Origin of the sequence: Sphaerisporangium album (genome assembly GCF_003323745.1) — a bacterium.
GTDB lineage: Bacteria > Actinomycetota > Actinomycetes > Streptosporangiales > Streptosporangiaceae > Sphaerisporangium > Sphaerisporangium album.
This window is the reverse complement of sequence record NZ_QOIL01000002.1, coordinates 155,753-175,429: the sequence shown is the minus strand read 5'-3', so window position 1 is coordinate 175,429 and position 19,677 is coordinate 155,753. Positions and strand designations below refer to the sequence as shown.

13 protein-coding genes are annotated in these 19,677 nt (G+C 70.9%); 6 read left to right on the top strand and 7 right to left on the bottom strand.

The features are described 5' to 3' along the window. Positions 1 to 101: 101 nt before the first annotated feature. Complete coding sequence (gene rny / locus DQ384_RS03420) at positions 102 to 1,721, top strand: ribonuclease Y (protein ID WP_114027195.1); 1,620 nt, start codon at positions 102 to 104, stop codon at positions 1,719 to 1,721. 155 nt (positions 1,722 to 1,876) lie between these two features. On the opposite strand, the gene recX is transcribed toward rny, so the two are convergent. From recX to DQ384_RS03400, 4 genes are all read right to left on the bottom strand, one after another. Next, positions 1,877 to 3,553: a recombination regulator RecX gene (gene recX / locus DQ384_RS43520; protein ID WP_114027194.1), complete on the bottom strand. Its 1,677-nt coding sequence runs from the start codon at positions 3,551 to 3,553 to the stop codon at positions 1,877 to 1,879. Between the two features lie 15 nt (positions 3,554 to 3,568). Next, positions 3,569 to 4,702, bottom strand: coding sequence for a recombinase RecA (gene recA / locus DQ384_RS03410; RefSeq protein ID WP_114027193.1), 1,134 nt, complete (start codon positions 4,700 to 4,702; stop codon positions 3,569 to 3,571). Positions 4,703 to 4,904: 202 nt separating this feature from the next. After that, entirely contained in the window at positions 4,905 to 5,099 is a 195-nt protein-coding gene (locus tag DQ384_RS03405) for a DUF3046 domain-containing protein (protein WP_114027192.1), read from the bottom strand. A 112-nt stretch (positions 5,100 to 5,211) separates the two neighbouring features. Next, on the bottom strand, positions 5,212 to 5,700 hold the full coding sequence (locus DQ384_RS03400; protein WP_114027191.1) for a VOC family protein: 489 nt from the start codon (positions 5,698 to 5,700) through the stop codon (positions 5,212 to 5,214). Between the two features lie 133 nt (positions 5,701 to 5,833). Between DQ384_RS03400 and DQ384_RS03395 the strand changes: the two genes are divergently transcribed. Continuing rightward, a complete protein-coding gene (locus DQ384_RS03395) occupies positions 5,834 to 10,621 on the top strand; it encodes an ATP-dependent helicase (protein ID WP_114027190.1) in 4,788 nt (1,595 codons plus the stop codon). Positions 10,622 to 10,796: 175 nt separating this feature from the next. Here the strand turns inward: DQ384_RS03395 and DQ384_RS03390 are convergent, their stop codons facing one another. After that, positions 10,797 to 11,432 carry a M15 family metallopeptidase gene (locus tag DQ384_RS03390; protein WP_245966226.1) on the bottom strand — a complete coding sequence of 212 codons (636 nt, stop codon included), beginning with the start codon at positions 11,430 to 11,432 and terminating at the stop codon, positions 10,797 to 10,799. 215 nt (positions 11,433 to 11,647) lie between these two features. After that, entirely contained in the window at positions 11,648 to 13,075 is a 1,428-nt protein-coding gene (locus DQ384_RS03380; RefSeq protein WP_245966225.1) for an ROK family transcriptional regulator, read from the bottom strand. A 217-nt stretch (positions 13,076 to 13,292) separates the two neighbouring features. Between DQ384_RS03380 and DQ384_RS03375 the strand changes: the two genes are divergently transcribed. The 4 genes from DQ384_RS03375 to DQ384_RS03360 are packed head-to-tail and all read left to right on the top strand — an operon-like array spanning position 13,293 to position 18,026. Further along, positions 13,293 to 14,630, top strand: a complete 1,338-nt coding sequence (locus tag DQ384_RS03375; RefSeq protein ID WP_114027189.1) for a sugar ABC transporter substrate-binding protein — start codon at positions 13,293 to 13,295, stop codon at positions 14,628 to 14,630. 2 nt (positions 14,631 to 14,632) lie between these two features. Further along, a complete protein-coding gene (locus DQ384_RS03370; RefSeq protein WP_114027484.1) occupies positions 14,633 to 15,652 on the top strand; it encodes a carbohydrate ABC transporter permease in 1,020 nt (339 codons plus the stop codon). Further along, the gene (locus DQ384_RS03365) at positions 15,649 to 16,500 is read left to right on the top strand and encodes a carbohydrate ABC transporter permease (RefSeq protein ID WP_114027188.1); all 852 of its coding nucleotides are present in this window, start codon (positions 15,649 to 15,651) and stop codon (positions 16,498 to 16,500) included. Before DQ384_RS03370 ends, DQ384_RS03365 begins: the two co-directional genes overlap by 4 nt. A 44-nt stretch (positions 16,501 to 16,544) precedes the next feature. Next, positions 16,545 to 18,026: a glycoside hydrolase family 3 protein gene (locus DQ384_RS03360; RefSeq protein ID WP_114027187.1), complete on the top strand. Its 1,482-nt coding sequence runs from the start codon at positions 16,545 to 16,547 to the stop codon at positions 18,024 to 18,026. A gap of 102 nt (positions 18,027 to 18,128) precedes the next feature. On the opposite strand, the gene DQ384_RS03355 is transcribed toward DQ384_RS03360, so the two are convergent. Further along, positions 18,129 to 19,677: substrate-binding domain-containing protein (locus DQ384_RS03355; RefSeq protein ID WP_220182760.1), on the bottom strand; the 1,549-nt coding region annotated here is incomplete at its 5' end.

Here is a 19,677-nt window from a genome sequence, read left to right as displayed (position 1 = left end):
GGACAATATTTGTCTGACAAGAATCGCCCGCTCGGGCGAGTCCGTGCCGTGCGTGTGGCCCTCGCGTGCTCAAGCTCGCGACGCGAGGAGGGTTGGCGCGCATGAATTCGACGATCGTGATCACGCTGGCGGTAGCCGTTGTCCTGCTGGCGCTCATCGCGATTGTCGCCCTCGTCGTGCTGATACGCCGCACCGGCGGCGACCGCGCCGGCAGGCACGGTCCGACCGCCGAGCAGCTCGCGGGCGTCCACGCCGAGCTGGAACAGGCGCGACGCGAAGGCCTTGAGATCCGTGTCAAGGCCGAGACCGACGCCGGTGAGATGGTCCGCAAGGCCGAGGCGGCCGCCGAGAACGCGCTGCGCATGCGCAAGGAGGTCGAGGACGAGGCCCGCTCGCTCAAGGGCGAGCTCAAGGAGCTCAGATCCGACCTGGAGCGCCGGGAGCACCGCCTCGCCGAGCGCGAGGAGCGGCTCGACGAGGAGAGCCGCCGGCAGGCCGAGACCGCCAGAAAGCTCACCGAGGCCGAGACCGAGCTCGCCGGGCGGCGCGTCGAGCTCGACCAGGTCGAGAACCAGCGCCGCGAGGTGCTGGAGCGCGTCGCCGGCCTGACCGCCGACCAGGCCAAGGCCGAGCTGGTCATGACCATCGAGAACCAGGCCAAGCGCGAGGCCGCGCTGATCGTCCGGGAGATCGAGAGCGAGGCCCGCAAGGAAGGCGAGAAGCGCGCCATCAAGATCGTCACGCTGGCCGTGCAGCGCGTCGCCACCGAGCAGACCGCCGAGTCGGTGGTGAGCGTGCTCCACCTGCCGGGCGACGAGATGAAGGGCCGCATCATCGGCCGTGAGGGCCGCAACATCCGCGCGTTCGAGTCGACCACCGGCGTCAACCTGATCATCGACGACACCCCCGAAGCGGTGCTCCTGTCCTGCTTCGACCCGGTCCGGCGGGAGACCGCCCGGCTCACCCTCGAAAAGCTCGTCCTGGACGGCCGCATCCACCCGCAGCGCATCGAGGAGGCGTACGAGCGCAGCAAGGAGGAGGTCAAGGACCTCTGCGTGCGTGCCGGCGAGGACGCTTTGGTGGAGCTGGGCATCACCGACATGCACCCCGAGCTGATCATGCTGCTCGGCCAGCTCCGCTACCGCACCTCCTACGGGCAGAACGTCCTCAAGCACCTCGTCGAGTCGGCGCACATCGCCGGCATCATGGCCTCCGAGCTGCGCCTGGACCCGATGATGCTCAAGCGGTGCACGGTCCTGCACGACATCGGCAAGGCGCTCACCCACGAGGTCGAGGGCAGCCACGCCCTGATCGGCGCCGAGATCGCCCGGCGGTACGGCGAGCACGAGGACGTCGTCCACGCCATCGAGGCGCACCACAACGAGGTGGAGGTCCGCACGGTCGAGGCGGTGCTCACCCAGGCCGCCGACGCCATCAGCGGCAGCCGCCCGGGAGCCCGGCGCGAGTCCCTGGAGGCGTACGTCAAGCGGCTGGAGCGGCTGGAGGAGATCGCCCAGTCCTACGACGGCGTCGAGAAGGTCTTCGCCATGCAGGCCGGCCGCGAGATCCGGGTGATGGTCCGCCCCGAGGCGATCGACGACATCCAGGCCCAGGTCATCGCCCGTGACGTGGCCAAACAGGTGGAAGAGGAACTGACCTACCCCGGCCAGATCCGCATCACCGTGGTAAGAGAATCCCGCGCCACCGAATTCGCCCGCTAGCCCCCACCTCCGCCGACTCGTCCCCCCGGCCGACTCGGCGCACCAACCCCGCCCGCCTGATCGCCCCTGGTCAGCTCACTCCTCGACCGGGAAGTCGTCCGTGGGTTGGCGGGCCCGGCGCGCCAACCCCCGCCCGCCCGATCGCCCTGGTCAGCTCACTCCTCGAACGAGTCCGGGAAGTCGTCCGTGGGTTGGCCCTCGGATTCGAGGGCTTCGCGGACCACTCGGTAGGCCACGCCGCCGGAGTAGCCCTTGCGGGCGAGCATTCCGGCCAGGCGGCGGATGCGGGCGGCGGGTTCCAGGCCTCGGGTGCCGGGCAGCTTGCGGTCGACGAGCCTGCGGGCGGTCTCCAGCTCCTGGTCGGAGTCGATCTGGTCGATCGCTTCCCGCACGGTGTCCTCTTCGACGCCGCGTTTGCGCAGCTCGGCGGCGAGTGCACGGCGTGCCAGGCCACGTCCGGCGTGACGGGAGGTGACCCATGCCTCGGCGAACGCCTCGTCGTCGATGAGACCGACATCGGAGAATCGGGAAAGTACGGACTCGGCCGCCTCGTCAGGAATGTCCCTGCGGCGCAGGGCCTCGGCGAGCTGCGCCCGCGTCCGTGGTGCCATCGTCAGCAACCGCAGGCAGACGGCCCGCGCCACCGCCTCGGGATCGCCTGGGGGCCCCTGAGCCGCCAAGGAGCCCTCGGCCGGCCCGTCGAACCCCCGAGCCGCCCGACGCCCCGTGCGCCCTCGCCGACCACTCTTGGCCGTCCGAGGCGAGGCCACCCGAGCGGACTCCTCAGACTCCGCCCGAGACTCCTCAGACTCCGCCCAACGCGCCCCCGGCTCTGCCGGGGCCTCCTCAGACCTCGCCCAAAGCTCCCCCGACCCTGTCCAGGATTCCGCAGACTCAGCCCAACGCGCTCCCGACCCTGTCCTGGTTTCCGCAGACTCAGCCCAACGCTCCCCCGGCTCCTTCCGAGACCCCTCGGCCCCCACCCAAGACTTCCCTGCCTCCGGCCAGGATTCCTCGGACTCGGCCCAGGGGCTCTCAGCCTCCGGCCAAGCTTCCTCCGGCTCGCCGTACGAACCCTCCAGCTCCCGGAGTGGCACTGCTGGTTCGTCGAACGCGGGTTGCCGGGACCGGGGAGGGGGCGCCTGGTTCTGGGTGCGGCTCGGCGGTTCGGGGTCGGGGGTGCTCAGGTCGTGGTGGGGCTGTTCCGGCTGCCGCTGAGAGGCACCGCGCTCGCCGGATTCGCCGCGCCGCTCGCCCGATTCCCCACGCCACTGGCCGCCGCGCCGCTCGCCGGGTTCGTCCGCCTGCGGAGGTTCCCCCGGCTCATGCCGAAGGTCGTCGTGCTGTGGCCGGCGGGTGTCCCTGAGGTTGGCCGGTGGGTCTTCGGAGCGGGATTCCTCGGGTTGGGGATGCTCGGGTTGGTGGGGAGCCTGCGCCTGGTCTTGGCGAAGGCTGCGGGGTTGCCAGCGGGTCGCGCCGGGCTCCCAGGGGAACTTCCCCTGCTCCCGCCCTGGCTCGTCCGGCTTGCGGCGGAAGAATTCGTGGGTTTTCGAGTCGTCCCGGGCGGCCGGGGTCAGAAACTCCGTACCCGGCCGGGCTTGAGCTCCCCGGGACCGGGCTCGGCCTTCCTGCGGCCGTGCTTGATCTTCCTGTGGCCGGCCTCGAGGATCTTGTGGCTGAGGGTCTTCGTCGGACGAACGGGAGCGGCGGTTTCGGTTCTGGGCGCCGCGCGGGCGGGAGCCGGTACGTGAGGCAGGGTCCGGGGAGTCCTCGATCCAGGCTCCCCAGTCCCCTGACCTCACGCGGCCAGGGGAATCATCACCGGCAGGCATGGGAGATCAGCTCGATCAGACGTCACCCGGCTTGGGAGCCTTGGCGCCCCGGCCTGCGGGCGCCGGAGCGGACGCGGCCGCGGCGCGACCGGCGGCCACGGGGGCGGGCCCGGCCGCCGACGGCGCCGCGGGAGCCTCGGCGGGAGTGTCGAGGCGCGGCCCGACGCCGAGCTTCTCCTTGATCTTCTTCTCGATCTCGTTGGCGATGTCGGGGTTGTTCTTCAGGAAGTTGCGGGCGTTCTCCTTACCCTGCCCGAGCTGGTCGCCCTCGTAGGTGTACCAGGCGCCGGCCTTGCGGACGAAGCCCTGCTCGACGCCCATGTCGATCAGGCCGCCCTCGCGGGAGATGCCGATGCCGTAGAGGATGTCGAAGTCGGCCTGGCGGAAGGGCGGGGCCATCTTGTTCTTCACGACCTTGACCCGGGTGCGGTTGCCGACCGGCTCGGTGCCGTCCTTCAGGGTCTCGATGCGGCGGACGTCCAGACGCACCGACGCGTAGAACTTGAGCGCCTTGCCGCCCGTCGTGGTCTCGGGCGAGCCGAACATCACGCCGATCTTCTCGCGGAGCTGGTTGATGAAGATGGCGGTGGTGCCTGTGTTGTTGAGCGCGCCGGCCACCTTGCGCAGGGCCTGGGACATGAGACGGGCCTGGAGACCGACGTGGCTGTCGCCCATCTCGCCCTCGATCTCGGCCTTGGGCACGAGGGCCGCGACCGAGTCGATGACCACCAGGTCGATGGCACCGGAGCGGATCAGCATGTCGGCGATCTCCAGCGCCTGCTCGCCGGTGTCCGGCTGGGAGACCAGCAGCGCGTCGGTGTCGACGCCGAGCTTCCTCGCGTACTCGGGGTCGAGGGCGTGCTCGGCGTCGATGAAGGCGGCGATGCCGCCCGCCCGCTGCGCGTTGGCCACGGCGTGGAGCGCGACGGTGGTCTTACCACTGGATTCGGGGCCGTAGATCTCGACGATGCGGCCGCGGGGAAAGCCGCCGATGCCGAGCGCGACGTCGAGTGCGATGGCCCCCGTGGGGATCACCTCGATGGGGGCTCGTGCGTCATCGCCGAGGCGCATGACAGAGCCCTTGCCGAACTGCCGCTCGATTTGAGCGAGAGCAGTCTCAAGGGCCTTCTCGCGGTCGTTGGCTGCCATGGAGTGCCCCCTGGAGGGTGTGTCGAATGTCTTTTCCGTCGCTGGCAAGCTACGGGGTGCCACCGACATTTTCGCGGAGCGGGCCCACGGACGTCGGCAAGTTCAATATAGCCGAACGATTGTTCGATCTCAGCTTGACGCGGCGAACAGCTCGTGCCCGGCCGTGAGCCGGGGTGCGCGGGCCGAGATCAGCGCGCGGGGATCAGCGAAGGCGCGAGTCCACGTCGGTGACGCCGCACACGGCGTGCCAGACGTCCTTGGCGGCCACTCCCTCGTCGAGCGCCTGGGTCACCGTACGCCCGCCCAGCTCGGCGATCACATAGTCACGCGCCCAGGACTCGGCGTACTTCTCACCGAAGTGGCGGTTCATCCGGCTCCAGAAGTCCGTCAAGCGCATGCTCCCAGTATGGTCCCCGCCCCGGGTGGCCCGACCACCGCCGCGCTATCAGGAGAAACGGGTCACCCTCACGCCGCGCGACCGAAGGGAGGGCCATAAGCACAGCACATCCTCAGAGGACGCGGGCGCCGTACATCTCGCCGAGGGGGTCGGCCAGGAGTTCCAGGCGGGCTCCGTCGGGGTCGCGGAAGTAGATGGAGGCGTCGCTCTCCACCTGGTACGGGACGCCCGCGTCGTCGAGTTTGCCGCGCAGCCGCTCCCACTTGCCGCGCTCGACGGAGATCGCCATGTGGTGCAGTCCTCCGAGCACCTCTTTGTACGGTTCCAGGTCCAGCCCGGGAAGGTCGAAGAAGGCCAGCAGGTTGCCGTTGCCGATGTCGAAGAAGAAGTGGTTCGACCCCTTGTAGTCGCGGTTCTCGAAGATCTCCGTCAGCGGGAACTCCAGCAGGTCCTGGTAGAAGCCGATGGTCCGCTCGACGTCGGAGCAGATGAGCGCGAAGTGATGAAGGCCACGCGCGCTGCTTTCCGGCCGCGTCGCGTGGACGTGCTGTTCGCGGATCCGCGCGCGAGTCGCTTCGATGGCCGCGTAGTCGATTCGCATACTCAAGGTGACGTCCCGTAGGCGGCCGATGTCAAGGCTCGCTGTATTTGACGACTCAGACACCTTGACCCGCCCGATCCGTCAGGGACGGGCGGCGGCGTTTTTTGTCGGTGGCGGGTTGCATGATGAAGGCATGACCGGATCCGCGCTCGACCACTTCAGCCCGGTGACCAGGCAATGGTTCACCGACGCCTTCGCCGCGCCCACGTCCGCGCAGGAAGGGGCGTGGCAGTCGATCGCGCGCGGAGAGAACACGCTGGTGGTCGCGCCGACCGGTTCGGGCAAGACGCTCGCCGCCTTCCTCTGGTCCCTCGACCGCCTGGCCGCCGAGCGCGCCGCCGAAGCGCCCGCGCCGGGCGAGGCCGAGGCGTCCGCGGAGCCCCAGGGTCGTGGGAAGCGGAAGCCGCGGCCCGCGCGGCACTGCCGGGTCGTCTACGTCTCCCCTCTCAAGGCGCTGGCGGTCGACATCGAGCGCAACCTGCGCGCCCCGCTGGCCGGGCTCAAGCAGACCGCCCGCCGCATGGGCCTGCCCGTGCCCGAGATCTCGGTCGCCGTGCGCTCCGGCGACACCTCGGCCGAAGATCGGCGCCGCTTCGCCGCCCACCCGGCCGACATCCTGATCACCACACCCGAGTCGCTCTACCTGATGCTCACCAGCCAGGCCCGCGAGGCGCTGCGCGGGGTCGAGACGGTCATCGTCGACGAGGTGCACGCGGTGGCGGCCTCCAAGCGCGGCGCCCACCTCGCGCTCACCCTCGAACGGCTCGACGCGCTGCTGCCCTCCCCCGCGCAGCGGGTAGGGCTGTCGGCCACCGTGCGACCCGTGAGCGAGGTGGCGGCGTTCCTCGGCGGCTCCCGGCCGACGACGGTCGTGCAGCCGCCCTCGGAGAAGGTCATCGAGGTGGACGTCGTCGTCCCCGTCGAGGACATGACCGAGCTCGACCCGGCCCCGCGCCGACCGGCCGGGTTCGACGACGGCGAGGTCCCCTGGCAGCCTGAGCCGCCGTCCCGCCGGTCGATCTGGCCCCACGTCGAAGACCACCTGCTCGGCCTGATCGGCTCCCACCGCTCGACGATCGTGTTCGCCAACTCGCGCCGCCTGGCCGAGCGGCTGTGCGCGCGGCTCAACGAGCTGGCGCTGGAACGCGCCATGGGCGAGGGGGACGGCCAGAGCGGGCCGCCGGCCTCCTCCGCGCCCGCGCAGGTCATGGCGCAGGCGGGGTCCGCCAAGGGCGCGATTCCCGAGATCGTCCGTGCCCACCACGGCTCGGTCTCCAAGGAGGAACGGTCGCAGATCGAGGAGGCCCTGAAGTCCGGGCGCCTGCCCGCCGTGGTCGCGACCTCCAGCCTGGAGCTCGGCATCGACATGGGCTCGGTCGACCTGGTGGCCTGTGTCGAGGCGCCGCCCAGCGTAGCGAGCGGCCTTCAGCGCATCGGCCGGGCAGGTCACCAGGTCGGCGCGGTCTCCAGGGGCGTGATCTTCCCCAAGTACCGGGGCGATCTGGTGCAGACGGCGGTGGTGTCCGAGCGCATGAAGGCCGGCCAGATCGAAGAGATGCGCTACCCGCGCAACCCTCTGGACGTGCTGGCCCAGCAGATCGTGGCGATGTGCGCGCTCGACGAGTGGACGGTCGACGAGCTGGAGACCCTGATCAGGCGGTCGGCTCCCTATGCCACGCTGCCCAGGAGCGCGCTGGAGGCCACGCTCGACATGCTGGCGGGGCGCTATCCGAGTGAGGAGTTCGCCGAGCTGCGCCCGCGCATCGTGTGGGATCGCGTGACCGGCCGCGTCACCGGCCGTCCCGGCGCCCAGCGCCTGGCGGTGACCAACGCCGGCACGATCCCCGACCGCGGCATGTTCGGCGTCTTCCTGGCCGGCGGCGACACCGGGCGCGGCGGGCGGCGGGTCGGCGAGCTGGACGAAGAGATGGTCTACGAGTCCAGGGTGGGGGACGTCTTCCTGCTCGGCGCGACCTCCTGGCGCATCGAGGACATCACCGCCGACCGTGTGCTCGTCTCCCCCGCTCCCGGCCAACCAGGCAAACTGCCCTTCTGGCACGGCGACACGCCCGGTAGGCCGGCCGAGCTGGGCCGGGCGCTCGGCGCGTTCCTGCGTGAGCTCTCGCAGGGCGAGACCGGCCGCCTCGCCGAGGCCGGGCTGGACGCCTTCGCGTCCGGCAACCTCCTCGCCTACCTCGCCGAGCAGCGCGAGGCCACCGGCTACGTCCCCGACGACCGCACGCTGGTGGTCGAACGCTTCCACGACGAGCTCGGCGACTGGCGGGTCGTCATCCACACCCCGTACGGCGCGCGCGTCCACGCGCCGTGGGCGCTCGCGATCGGCCGGCGCCTGCGCGAGCGCTACGGCATGGAGATCCAGGCCATGCACTCCGACGACGGCATCGTCCTGCGCATCCCGGACACACTCGAGGGGGCTCCGACCGACGTCGCCGTCTTCGACCCCGACGAGCTGGAGCAGATCGTCGTCGAAGAGCTCGGCGGGTCGGCGCTGTTCGCGTCGCGGTTCCGCGAGTGCGCGGGCCGCGCGCTGCTGCTGCCCCGGCGTAACCCGGCCAGGCGGTCGCCACTGTGGCAGCAGCGCCAGCGCGCGGCGAGCCTGCTGGCCGTCGCGAGCAAGTACGGCTCGTTCCCGATCGTCCTGGAGACGATGCGCGAGTGCCTGCAGGACGTCTTCGACGTGCCGGGGCTGGTGCAGATCATGCGCGACATCGCCGCGCGGCGGGTGCGGGTGGTCGAGGTCGAGACCCAGCAGGCGTCGCCGTTCGCGGCGTCGCTGCTCTTCACCTACATCGGCGCCTTCATGTACGAAGGGGACGCGCCGCTGGCCGAGCGCCGGGCTCAGGCCCTGGCCCTCGACACGCGGCTGCTCGCCGAGTTGCTGGGCGAGGCCGACCTGCGCGAGCTGCTCGACCCCGACGTCGTGGCCGACACAGAACGCGAGCTCGCGCGGCTCGACCGGCCACTGCGCGACGCCGAGGACCTCGCCGACCTGCTGAGGACGCACGGGCCCCTCCTGGCCGAGGACGTCACGGTCCGCGAGGGCGATCCCGCCTGGCTGGGCGATCTGGAGGCCGCCCGGCGCGCGATCCGCGTCCGGATCGCCGGGGTCGAGCAGTGGGCCGCGATCGAGGACGCCGCCCGGCTGCGCGACGCGCTCGGCGTGCCGCTGCCGGTGGGCGTGCCGCACGTCTTCCTGGAGCCCGTGCCCGACCCGCTGGCCGACCTGCTGGCCCGGCACGCCCGCACGCGCGGCCCGTTCCCGGCGGCCACCGCCGCGGCGCGGTTCGGCCTCGGCGTCGCGGTCGTGGCGGACGGGCTGCGGCGGCTGGCCTCGCCGGGCAGGGTGGTGGCGGGCGAGTTCCGGCCGGGTGGCTGGGGCGAAGAGTGGTGCGACGCGGGCGTGCTCCGGCTGTTGCGCCGCAGGTCGCTGGCCAGGCTCCGCAAGGAGGTCGAGCCGGTCCCGCCCGAGGCGCTCGGCGCGTTCTGCCCGGCGTGGCACGGCATCACCGGCGGGCGGGCGACACGCGGCATGGACGCGCTCGTCCACGCCATCGAACAGTTGCAGGGCGCGGCCGTCCCGGCGTCCGCGCTGGAGACGCTGATCCTGCCGAGCCGGGTGCCGGGGTACGAGCCCGCCATGCTGGACGAGCTGACCGCCTCGGGCGAGGTCATCTGGTCCGGCCAGGGGTCGCTGCCCGGCGGGGACGGCTGGGTGGCCCTGTTCTTCGCCGACACCGCGCCGTTGCTGCTGCCGCCGCCCGCCGAGATCACGATGACGCCGCTGCACGAAAAGGTGCTGGAGGTCCTGGGCGGCGGGGGCGCGTTGTTCTTCCGCGATCTTTCGGGGCGGGTGGGTTCTCTGGACGACACCGCGCTCGCCGGCGCGCTGTGGGACCTGGTCTGGGCGGGCCGCGTCTCCGGGGACACGCTGGCGCCGCTGCGGGCGGCGCTCGGGTCCGGGCGTCCCGCCCACCGGCCGACCTCCACGCGCAGGCGGCGTGCCGTGCTGCCGACGCGGTCGGGGCCGCCCACGGTCAGCGGGCGGTGGTGGCTGCTGCCCGAGCCCTCGTCCGACGCCACCCAGCGCGCCCACGCGCAGGCCGAGGTCCTGCTCGAACGACATGGCGTGATCACCAAGGGCGCCGTCGCGGCCGAGCGGCTCACCGAGGGGTTCGCCACGGTGTACCCGGTCCTGCGGGCGTTCGAGGAGACGGGCAGGTGCCGCCGCGGCTACTTCGTCGAGGGCCTCGGGGGCGCGCAGTTCGCCCTGCCGGGCGCCGTCGACCGCATGCGCGCCCTCGCCGCCACGCTCCCCTCCTCCACCTCCCAGGCGCCACCGCCCGCGGCCTCCCCGTTCCTCGAGGCGCCTTCCCCGGGCCGGTCCGACGACGCGATGGTCACCCCGTCCTCCGAACCGGGGTTCGACTCGCCGACGTCGCCGGGGCGGGGTGGTTTCCCGGCGTACTCGCAGTACTACCAGGGAGATCGCGGGCACGGGGATCGTGCGCGGTCACCGGGCACGGCGGCCGTGGAGCAGCGAGCGGTGGTGCTGGCGGCGACCGACCCGGCCAACCCGTACGGCGCGGCCCTGCAGTGGCCGGCCCACCCGGGAGAGGTCACCCACAAGCCCGGACGCAAGGCGGGCGCCCTGGTGGTGCTCGTGGACGGCCGCCTGGTGCTGTACGTCGAGCGCGGAGGCAAGACCCTGCTGTCCTTCGCCGACGACGACCGGCTGAGCCCGGCGGTCGACGCGCTGGCGCTGGCCGTCCGCGACGGCGCCCTGGGCAAGCTGACCGTCGAGAAGGCCGACGGCACGGCGATCGTCGACTCCCCGCTGGCCGCCGCCCTGGAGGCCGCCGGCTTTCACCCCACCCCCCGAGGCCTCCGCCTCCGCGCCTGACCCCCGGAGGAACCGCGATCACGCCGAAGGGTGGAGCCGGCCGCCGACGAGATGGAAGTAGACGAGGTCACCATCTTCACGTGCGGCCGCCTCCGCCGGCTCATTCGGCTTTCTTCAGGCTGACAGCCGTCGCGGGACCGTGATCGTGGGGATCGAATGGGCGGCGAGGGGCTGGTCAGGGGTAGGTGCGGGGGCCGTAGACGGCGGCGGGAGCGTTGGTGGCGAGGGCCCAGTAGCGGTCGCCGTAGGACCAGTGCCACCACTCGGTGGGGTAGTTCACCAGACCGGCGCTTTCGAGGGCCTGGCCGAGGATCTTGCGGTGGTCGCGGGCCTCGGCCGAGATGTTGGGCGCGGCCGTGTAGCAGGCGCCGTCGCTCTGCTCGGGAGTGTCGTTCACCGCGGTGCCCATGTCGAGCGCGGTTCCCTCGTCGGTGGCGAGGGTCAGGTCCACCGCGGCGCCGGCGGTGTGCGGCGCGACCTCGACCGGGGAGACGTACCGGCTGGCCGCCACGTGCAATTCTGCGGGTGACATTTCCGGGAACGTCACCCGCAGTTCGTCCTTGTACTCCTCGAAGATCCGCTTCTGCTGCACCACGGGACGGTAACCCTCGACCACGAGCAGCCGGTACCCGGACGGCAGCGCCCGCTGCGCGTCCACGAGCCGGGCCAGCACCCCCTCCCGCAGATGCGCGAAGGCGCCGTCCGCGTCGGCCATCATGCCGTCGACGGCGAGGACGCTCCGGACGTCGACCAGCGCCTCCCCGTTCTCCTCCACGGGGATCGAGGTCACGCGAGGGTCAGAAATCAGCACGATGTCATGCATGAGCAGCAAGTCTCGCACAAGCCCCAACCCATGATCCGGTCGGGAGTGAGCAAGACAGGCAAAGGCACGGTATGACCGCGCCCCGACCCCGGCCCTCCCCTCTCCCGCACTCACACCGTGCCGGGACCATCCCAGGACGCGGCATGATCGCAGACGACGACTTTCCCGAGAGCGGCCGAGCGACCGTCCACAGATCCTCGCTGTCAGATGTCGACGGTGCTGGAGAAGACCTCCTCCCGGGCCTGTTCGAGGGCGGCGGTCACGGCGCCTCTCAGGACCGGGTTGCCTTCCACCTCGGTGACCGTCACGCGGGGGCGGCTGGGGCAGATTTCCGCGACCGCCTTCTCGATCCTGCCGGCGAGGGCGCGCCCGCCCGCGCGGCCGACGTCGCCGCTGAGGACGACCAGCCCGGGGTCGAGCACCACGGTCACGGCCGCGACGCCGATCGCCAGCCGCCGCGCGAGCTCGTCCAGGAAGTCCTCCTGACCGGCGGCGACGGCCGCGCCCACGAGGTCGGCGGAGGTCGGCGCGACGCGGCGGGGCGGATGTGAGCGGGGAAGGCCTCGGGCACCGGAGAGGTCCCTCACAGCCAAGAGGCCGCGGTCGCCATTGTGGTCCTGGACGCCAGGGAGATCACCGACACCCGACAGCCTCCCGTCGCCTGAGACGTTCGGGACACCCGCAAGATCGGCGACACCGGAGAGGCGGCCGTCGGCGGAGGGATCGTGGGTGGCGGATATCTCCGGGACGCCCGAGAGGCCCTGGACGCCCGAGAGCCCCTGGACGGTGGAGAGGCCGTGGGTGGTGGCGAGGCCGGTTACGGCGCTGGTGCCGACGAGGCGCTGGAAGGAGCCGGACTGCGGCTCGTTGACGTCGATCGGCAGCGGCTCGCCGGGCACCGGGAGCCAGCCGATCTCGCCGGCGCCCCCGGTGAACCCGCGGTGCAGGCGGGACCCGAGCATGACGCCGAGCCCTTGCCCCACCCCCGCCCAGACCAGGACGAAGTCCTCGACCCCGCGCGCCACGCCGTACGCGTGCTCGGCCAGCGCGGCGAGGTTCACATCGTTCTCGATCATGACCGACGACCCGAACGTGGCCCGCAGGTCGTCGAGAACTCCGGCGTGCCAGGACGGCAGGTCGAAGGAGAAGCGGACGTCGCCCGTGCGCGGGTCGACGACGCCGCGCGTGCCGATGACCAGGGCGCGCAGCCGGGTCAGGCTGACGTTGGCCGAGTCGCACACGCGCCGCACCGCGTTGTGCACCGTCTTGACGGGCTCGCCGCTCTCTTCGGGGTCGACGGTCACCTCGGCGATGATCTCGCCGGTGATGTCCGCGACTCCCGCGGTGACGCTTTCCGGTAACACTTCGAGCCCCACGACGTAAGCACTGGAGGGGACCACCGCGTAGAGCGCCGCGTTGGGCCCGCGGCCGCCGGGGCGTTCTCCCGAGACGGCCACGAGCCCCCGGTCCTCCAGCCGCGCGAGGAGCTGGCCGGAGGTGACCTTGGAAAGTCCTGTGTACTCCCCCAGTTCGGCCCGGGTCAGCGGGCCTTTGGACAGGAGGAGTTCCAGCGCGGCGCGGTCGTTGAGCTGACGCAGTAGCCGGGGTGTCCCGGGGTGTCGCCTGGGCATGGGGTCGGGCCCCTCTCGTCACGATCCGCTAACGGGCGTTTCTTTTAAGAAAGTTTCTTGTTAGTTTAGCGGCAGTCACCCCGCAGGCAAGCGATCAGGCCTCGGGATGTCGAGCGCAGAGCACGAGGATGGCGCCCTTCGCCAGGTACACGGCACCTGACGTGCACCTTCAGATGAGCGCGAGCCCGACGCGAAGCCGAGAAGGGAGAACCCAAACGTGAAATTCGGAAAGATCGCTGCCACGACGGCCACGACCGCCGTTCTCGCCATTGGTGTCGCCGCGTGTGGTGGTGACAGTGAGCCCGCCAAGACCGACGCCCCCGCGGCGTCGGCGGCCGCCTCCGGCCCCAAGTTCGCCGGCCAGACCCTCACCGTCTGGCGGCTGGGCGCCCCCAACGACGTCCAGACCAAGTACATGACCGACCTGGACGCCAAGTTCAAGGAGCAGACCGGCGCGGAGGTCAACGTCCAGTGGATCCCGTGGCCGGACGCGCAGAAGAAGTGGACCGCCGCGCTGGCCGGCGGCGAGGGCCCGGACGTCACCGAGTTCGGTAACGACCAGGTGGCCGCGTGGGTCGCCCAGGACGCGCTGGCGGACATCACGGAGATCACGAAGTCCGCCCCCGACTTCCAGCAGATCCCGCAGAACCTGTGGGGCTACGAGACCATCGACGGCAAGATCTACGCCGCGCCGTGGGGGGGCGGCACCCGCGCCGTTCTGTACCGCAAGGACTGGTTCGACGAGCTCGGCATCCAGGCGCCCAAGACCTGGGACGAGCTGGTGGCCGCAGGCAAGAAGATCGTCGAGAAGAAGGGCAAGGACGTCGACGGCTTCGCCTTCAACGGCGGGTCCGACGCGAACATGTCCCTGTCGCCCTTCGTCTGGTCGGCGGGCGGCGACTTCGCGGCCTTCGAGGGCGGCAAGTGGGTCGGCAAGCTGACCGAGCCCGGCTTCAAGGAGGGCTTCCAGTTCTACACCGACCTGGTGGCCAAGGACGGCGTGTCCGGTAAGGGCCGCCTCAGCCAGAACTCGGTGGACATCTCCCAGCGCTTCGCCGCCGGAAAGGTCGGCATGTACGTGACCGGCGGCTGGGACATCGCCACCATCAAGGAGCAGAGCAAGGGCAAGGTGGGAGAGGACAAGATGGCCTTCTTCTCCCTGCCCAACAAGGAGGGCAGCGGCCCGGCCCCGGCCTTCCAGGGCGGCAACGACATCGCCATCTGGAAGGACGCCAAGAACCCCGAGCTCGCGGCCGAGTACCTGAAGCTCGCCGCCGGCAAGGAGTTCGGCACGCGGTACGCCAAGGACGGCGGCCTGCTCCCGCTGTACCCGGACGCCCTGGCCGAGTACGCCAGCGACCCGGTCCAGGCGCCGTTCGCCGAGACCTTCAAGGTGGCCAAGGGCTTCCCGGCCTCCCCGAACTGGGCCGAGGCCAACGACACCAAGGCCGTGCTCCAGAACGCGGCCCGCGCCGTCATCGAGGGCAAGAAGAACGTCGACACGGCCCTCGCCGACGCGAACACCGAGCTCGAGACCATCCTGAACCAGCAGTAATGATGGCGCAGACGTCAACGGTCGCCCGGGGCGGAGGCAACTCCTCCGCCCCGGCGCGGCGCCGTTCCCACCGGCCGCCGCGCCGCCCGAGCGGGCTCCCCAACTGGGCCGTCCCCTACGTGCTGCTCGTCCCGGGCCTCCTGGTCATCGCGATCCTCCTGCTCTACCCGCTGTACCAGATGGTCGACATGTCCTTCCACAAGGTGGGACTGCGACAGATCCGGCCGAACCCGCAGCCCGCCGAGTTCCTCGGGATGCAGAACTACTCCGACGTCTTCTCCTCGGACCTGTTCTGGACCTCCCTGCGCAACACCGTCGTGTTCGCCGTGGTCACCGTCGCGCTGACGCTGATCCTCGGCACGCTAGTCGGGCTGCTGCTGAACAAGCTCGGCCGGAAGATGTCGACCTTCCTCGTCGTCGGCATCATGGCCGCCTGGGCCACCCCGCCCACCGCCACGGCGATCATCTGGAAGTGGCTGTTCGACTCCGACGCGGGCGTGGTGAACTGGGCGCTCAACCTCCTGCCGGACGGCCTCTCCACCCTGGTCTTCGGACGGTCGGACTGGTCGGGCCAGCCCTGGCTGAACGCCCCCTCGACGATCTACGTCGTGCTGGTCATCGCGGTCGTCTGGGCGTCGTTCCCGTTCATCGCGGTGTCGGTGCTGGCCGGTCTCAAGAGCATCCCGTCGGAGCTGTACGAGGCCGCGCGGGTGGACGGGTCGACGCCGGCCGCCACCTTCAGGAAGATCACCTTCCCGCTGCTGAAGCCGGTGTTCTCCGTCCTGCTGGTGCTCTCGATCATCTGGGACTTCAAGGTGTTCACCCAGCTCTACGTGCTGGCGGGCGGCACCACCAACAGGGAGGCGTTCAACCTGTCGCTGTGGGCCTACACCGAGGCGTTCAGCGCGCCTCCGAAGATGGGCTTCGGCGCCGCCATCGCGGTCATCCTGACCGTGATCATGCTGGTCATCACCGCCGTGTACGTCCGGCAGATCGTGCGAACGGAGGCGGACGTGCGATGAATCCCCGCAGCGTCAAGTGGCTCAAGGCGTCGGGGCTGAACGCCGCCGCCGTCGTCGTCTTCCTGTTCGCGGTGTTCCCCGTGTACTGGATGGTCGCGACCGCGTTCAAGCCCAACGACGAGATCTTCACGACCCGTTTCATCCCGTTCCCGCTCGCGCCCACCATGGACCACGTCTCGCGCGTGCTGACCAAGGGCGTGGCCGGGCACTCCATCTGGCAGTACCTGTTCAACAGCGCCGTCGTCGCCCTCGGCACCGTGCTGATCGGCGCGGTCTTCGCGCTGCTGGCCGCCACGGCCGTGTCGCGGTTCCGCTTCCGGTTCCGGACGAGCTTCCTGATCCTCCTGCTGATCGTGCAGATGGTCCCGGCCGAGGCCCTGCTGATCCCGCTGTTCCTCATGGTCAAGCGGCTGGGACTGTACGACCAGCTCCTGGGACTGATCATCGTGAACGTGGGCTTCACGCTCCCGTTCGCGATCTGGATGCTGCGGACGTTCGTCGCCGCGGTGCCCAAGGAACTGGAGGAGGCGGCCGCCATCGACGGCGCCGGCCGTTTCATCACCTTCTGGCGGGTACTCTTCCCGCTGGTCGCCCCCGGCCTGGTGGCGACGAGCATCTTCTCGTTCATCACCGCGTGGAACGAGCTCGTCTTCGCGCTGACGCTGATCAACGACCAGGGCACCTACACGATGCCCGTCGCGTTGCAGTTCTTCACCAGCCAGCGCTCGACGGACTGGGGCGGCATCATGGCCGCCTCGACGCTGATGACCATCCCGGTCATCGTCTTCTTCCTGCTGGTGCAGCGGCGCATGGTTTCCGGTCTGGTCGCCGGCGCCGTGAAGGGCTGACGTTCCCCGCCTTCCCCCTTTGAGCTAAGGAGTCGAATACCGCCATGTCTGAGTTCTCCGCGAGCGCGTCCTCCCAGGGCGAGTTCTCTGTGGACGGCGATCGGGGTCTGCACCGCCTCGCGGCCGGAACGCTGCTCGCGGCCTTCCCCGGCACCACCGCTCCCGACTGGATACTTCGTGAGCTCGCCGGCGGTCTCGGCGGGGTCACGCTCTTCGGATTCAACGTCGAGGGGCCCGAACAGCTTCTCGCCCTGACCAGCCGGCTTCGCGGCGCGGGCGATCCGGTCATCTCCCTTGACGAGGAAGGAGGCGACGTCACCCGGCTCGCCTATCACGTCGGCAGCCCGTACCCGGGCAACGCGGCGCTCGGGGCCGTGGACGACGTCGAGCTGACCCGCCGGGTGTACCGCGCGATCGGCGACGACCTCGCCCGGTGCGGTGTCAATCTGGACATGGCACCCGACGCGGACGTCAACACCGCGGACGACAACCCGGTCATCGGCACCCGCTCGTTCGGATCCGACCCCGCCCTGGTGTCGCGGCACACCGTGGCCGCCGTGGCGGGGCTCCAGGACGCGGGCGTGGCGGCCTGCGTGAAGCACTTCCCGGGGCACGGCGCGACCCGGCAGGACTCCCACCTGGAGATCCCCGAGGTCGACGTCTCCCGCGAGATCCTGTGGGAGCGCGAGCTGGTGCCGTTCAGGGCCGCGATCGAGGCGGGCACGAAGTCCATCATGACCGCCCACGTGCGCGTGCCCTTCCTGACCGGTACGGAGCCCGCCACGCTCTCGGCCCCCGCCCTGACCGAGCTCCTCAGGGGTGAGCTCGGCTTCGACGGCGTGGTGATCTCCGACGCCCTGGACATGCACGCGATCACCAAGAGCGTGGGGCTCGGCGGGGGCGCGGTGCTCTCGCTGGCCGCCGGGTCGGATCTTCTGTGCCTCGGCCCGCTGCCGACGCGCGAGCAGATCCAGGAGGTCAAGGCCGAGATCGTCACGGCCGTACGCGAGGGACGGCTGCCGCTGGCCCGCCTGGAGGAGGCCGCCGAGCGCGTCGCCCGGCTGCGCGGGTGGTTCTCGCTGCCGCGCGAGGTCCCGCTGGACGGCAACGTGATCGGCCTCACCGCCGCCCGCCGCGCGGTGAGCGTGTCCGGGACGGCCGCCCCTCTGGTCAACCCGTTCGTGGTCGAGGTCGACACCCCGCCCACGATCGCGGTCGGCGACGTGCCGTGGGGCTTCGCCCCGTGGCTGCCGGACGCCGAGATCACCCGGGTCAAGCCGGACGGCGCCGACGCGACGGGCCTGCTGGAACGGGCCATCGGGCGCTCGCTGGTCATCGTGGTGAAGGACGCCCACCGGCACCGGGCGAGCCAGGACATGGTCTCGGCGCTGCTGGCCGGACGCCCGGACGCGACGGTCGTGGAGATGGGCCTGCCGATCTGGCGCCCGCCGGCGGCGACCTACATCGCGACCTACGGCGCCGCCCGCGCCAACGCCCAGGCCGCCGCGGAGCTCTTCTCGGCCTGACCTCCGCACGGCCGCCGTACGGCCACAGGACCCGGCCCCGGTGCGCGTCGAGATGGACGACGCGCGCCGGGGCCGTTCAACGCGCGCCGCTCGACGGCCGTGTCAGCGCAGGTCGCACTTGGGCGGAGACGGCTGCGGCGACGTCGGGCAGGCCTCGAAACCCGCCTGGTTGAGCCGGGCGCCCGCGATCGAGTGATTCCGCACGAACGTGAAGAAGGCATCCGTCAGGGAGCCCTGCTTGGGGTCGCCCACGGTGTAGAGGTACTCCACCGTCCAGTACGGGTAGCCGGGCCGCGAGGTCGAGTAGTCGAACTCCTGGCCGTCCAGGGTCAGCGCCGTGATCGCGTTGTCGATGGCGGTGTCCTGGCGCGCCTTCCTGATCGAGTCGAGATCGGCGTACCCGATGGCCCCGGCGTCCTTGGCCACCGCCTCGATGACCTTCTGGTTGTTCGCCTGCTCGCAGCGGATCACCGGCGTGTCCGAGGGGCGCGTCTTCTCCAGGCAGTCGTCCGACGTGAGCGAGGGCTCGCCGAAGCCGAGCACGTGCTTCTCGAAGACCTCCCGGGTGCCGGAGGCGTAGCCGCGCCCGACGATCCTGATCGGCAGGTTCCCGGCCTTCGCGCCGGGGACCTGACTCCAGTTCGTCCAGGTGCCCTTGTAGATCTTGCGGAGATTCTCGACGCCTATCGTGGTCAGGCCGACGCCGCTGTTCACCACCACCTTGAACACGACGATCGCGACCTTCTGTGCGTGCAGCCGTTGCGAGGCGCCCAGGCTCCTGCCGTCGGACACCGCGACGACCTCCGGTGATCCACCGGAGGAGGACGCCTCCACGTCGCGGACACCGTCGAGCGAGCCGTTCGCCTGCGTGTCGATCCGCGCCTCCCCGCACCTTTGGACGTACTCGTCCCGAATAGCCTCCAGCGTCGGCATGAACGCGCTGGACCCCTCGATGCGCAGGTGGCCGGGCACGCAGGTCACGGTCGGATCGTCGGACGTGGCGGAGACCTGGCTCAGCACCAGCAGGACGGTCAGCAGGAGGGCCAGCGCGCCGCTGACCCTCGGAAGCGTGATCCGGCGCCTCTCGCCCTCGTCCTTGATCAGGCCGTTGTCCTTGAGCCTGCCTCCGTGGGCGAGGTCCTTGGTGATGTCGTCGCCGGCGTTGGACGGCGGCTCGCGCAGGACGACGACCAGCTTGGCCACCTCCCCGCGCCGCAGGGACATCCCGTCCATCCATACGCCGTACCAGCGCGGCTCGGCGGCGTCCTGCCCGGAGGGGGCGCGCAGCAGGCGGCCCATCCGCTCGGCGAGCCGTCCGCGCACGGTGAGGAGGTTGTCGCGGGCGACCCGGCCGTCGTCGGCGAAGAAGCGCAGCGCGTTCCTCAGCTCCTCGCGCAGCACGGTGGTGGTGGCCTCGGAGATCCTGGCGTTCCACACGACCCGCCCGCCGAAGGTGAACGAGAGCGGCTTGTGGAAGTCCTCGGCGTCGATGTCGTAGCTGCCGCTGTTGCGGATGCGGATGACGACCACGCTCATCCGGTCGAGCAGGCGCACCACCTGGCGTAACTGCCGGGGCCCGGAGTCGGCGGGGTCGGCGCCGTCGTGCAGCCGCTCCGGACCGATGCCGATCTTGGAGTTGTAGAGCACGCGG

Coding starts and splice junctions, on each gene's coding strand:
- DQ384_RS03400 (WP_114027191.1), bottom strand. CDS start 5,700: ATGCGAATCGACTACGCGGCCATCGAAGCGACTCGCGCGCGGATCCGC.
- DQ384_RS03380 (WP_245966225.1), bottom strand. CDS start 13,075: ATGCCCAGGCGACACCCCGGGACACCCCGGCTACTGCGTCAGCTCAAC.
- DQ384_RS03395 (WP_114027190.1), top strand. CDS start 5,834: ATGACCGGATCCGCGCTCGACCACTTCAGCCCGGTGACCAGGCAATGG.
- DQ384_RS03370 (WP_114027484.1), top strand. CDS start 14,633: ATGGCGCAGACGTCAACGGTCGCCCGGGGCGGAGGCAACTCCTCCGCC.
- rny (WP_114027195.1), top strand. CDS start 102: ATGAATTCGACGATCGTGATCACGCTGGCGGTAGCCGTTGTCCTGCTG.
- DQ384_RS03405 (WP_114027192.1), bottom strand. CDS start 5,099: ATGCGCTTGACGGACTTCTGGAGCCGGATGAACCGCCACTTCGGTGAG.
- DQ384_RS03365 (WP_114027188.1), top strand. CDS start 15,649: ATGAATCCCCGCAGCGTCAAGTGGCTCAAGGCGTCGGGGCTGAACGCC.
- DQ384_RS03360 (WP_114027187.1), top strand. CDS start 16,545: ATGTCTGAGTTCTCCGCGAGCGCGTCCTCCCAGGGCGAGTTCTCTGTG.
- recA (WP_114027193.1), bottom strand. CDS start 4,702: ATGGCAGCCAACGACCGCGAGAAGGCCCTTGAGACTGCTCTCGCTCAA.
- recX (WP_114027194.1), bottom strand. CDS start 3,553: ATGCCTGCCGGTGATGATTCCCCTGGCCGCGTGAGGTCAGGGGACTGG.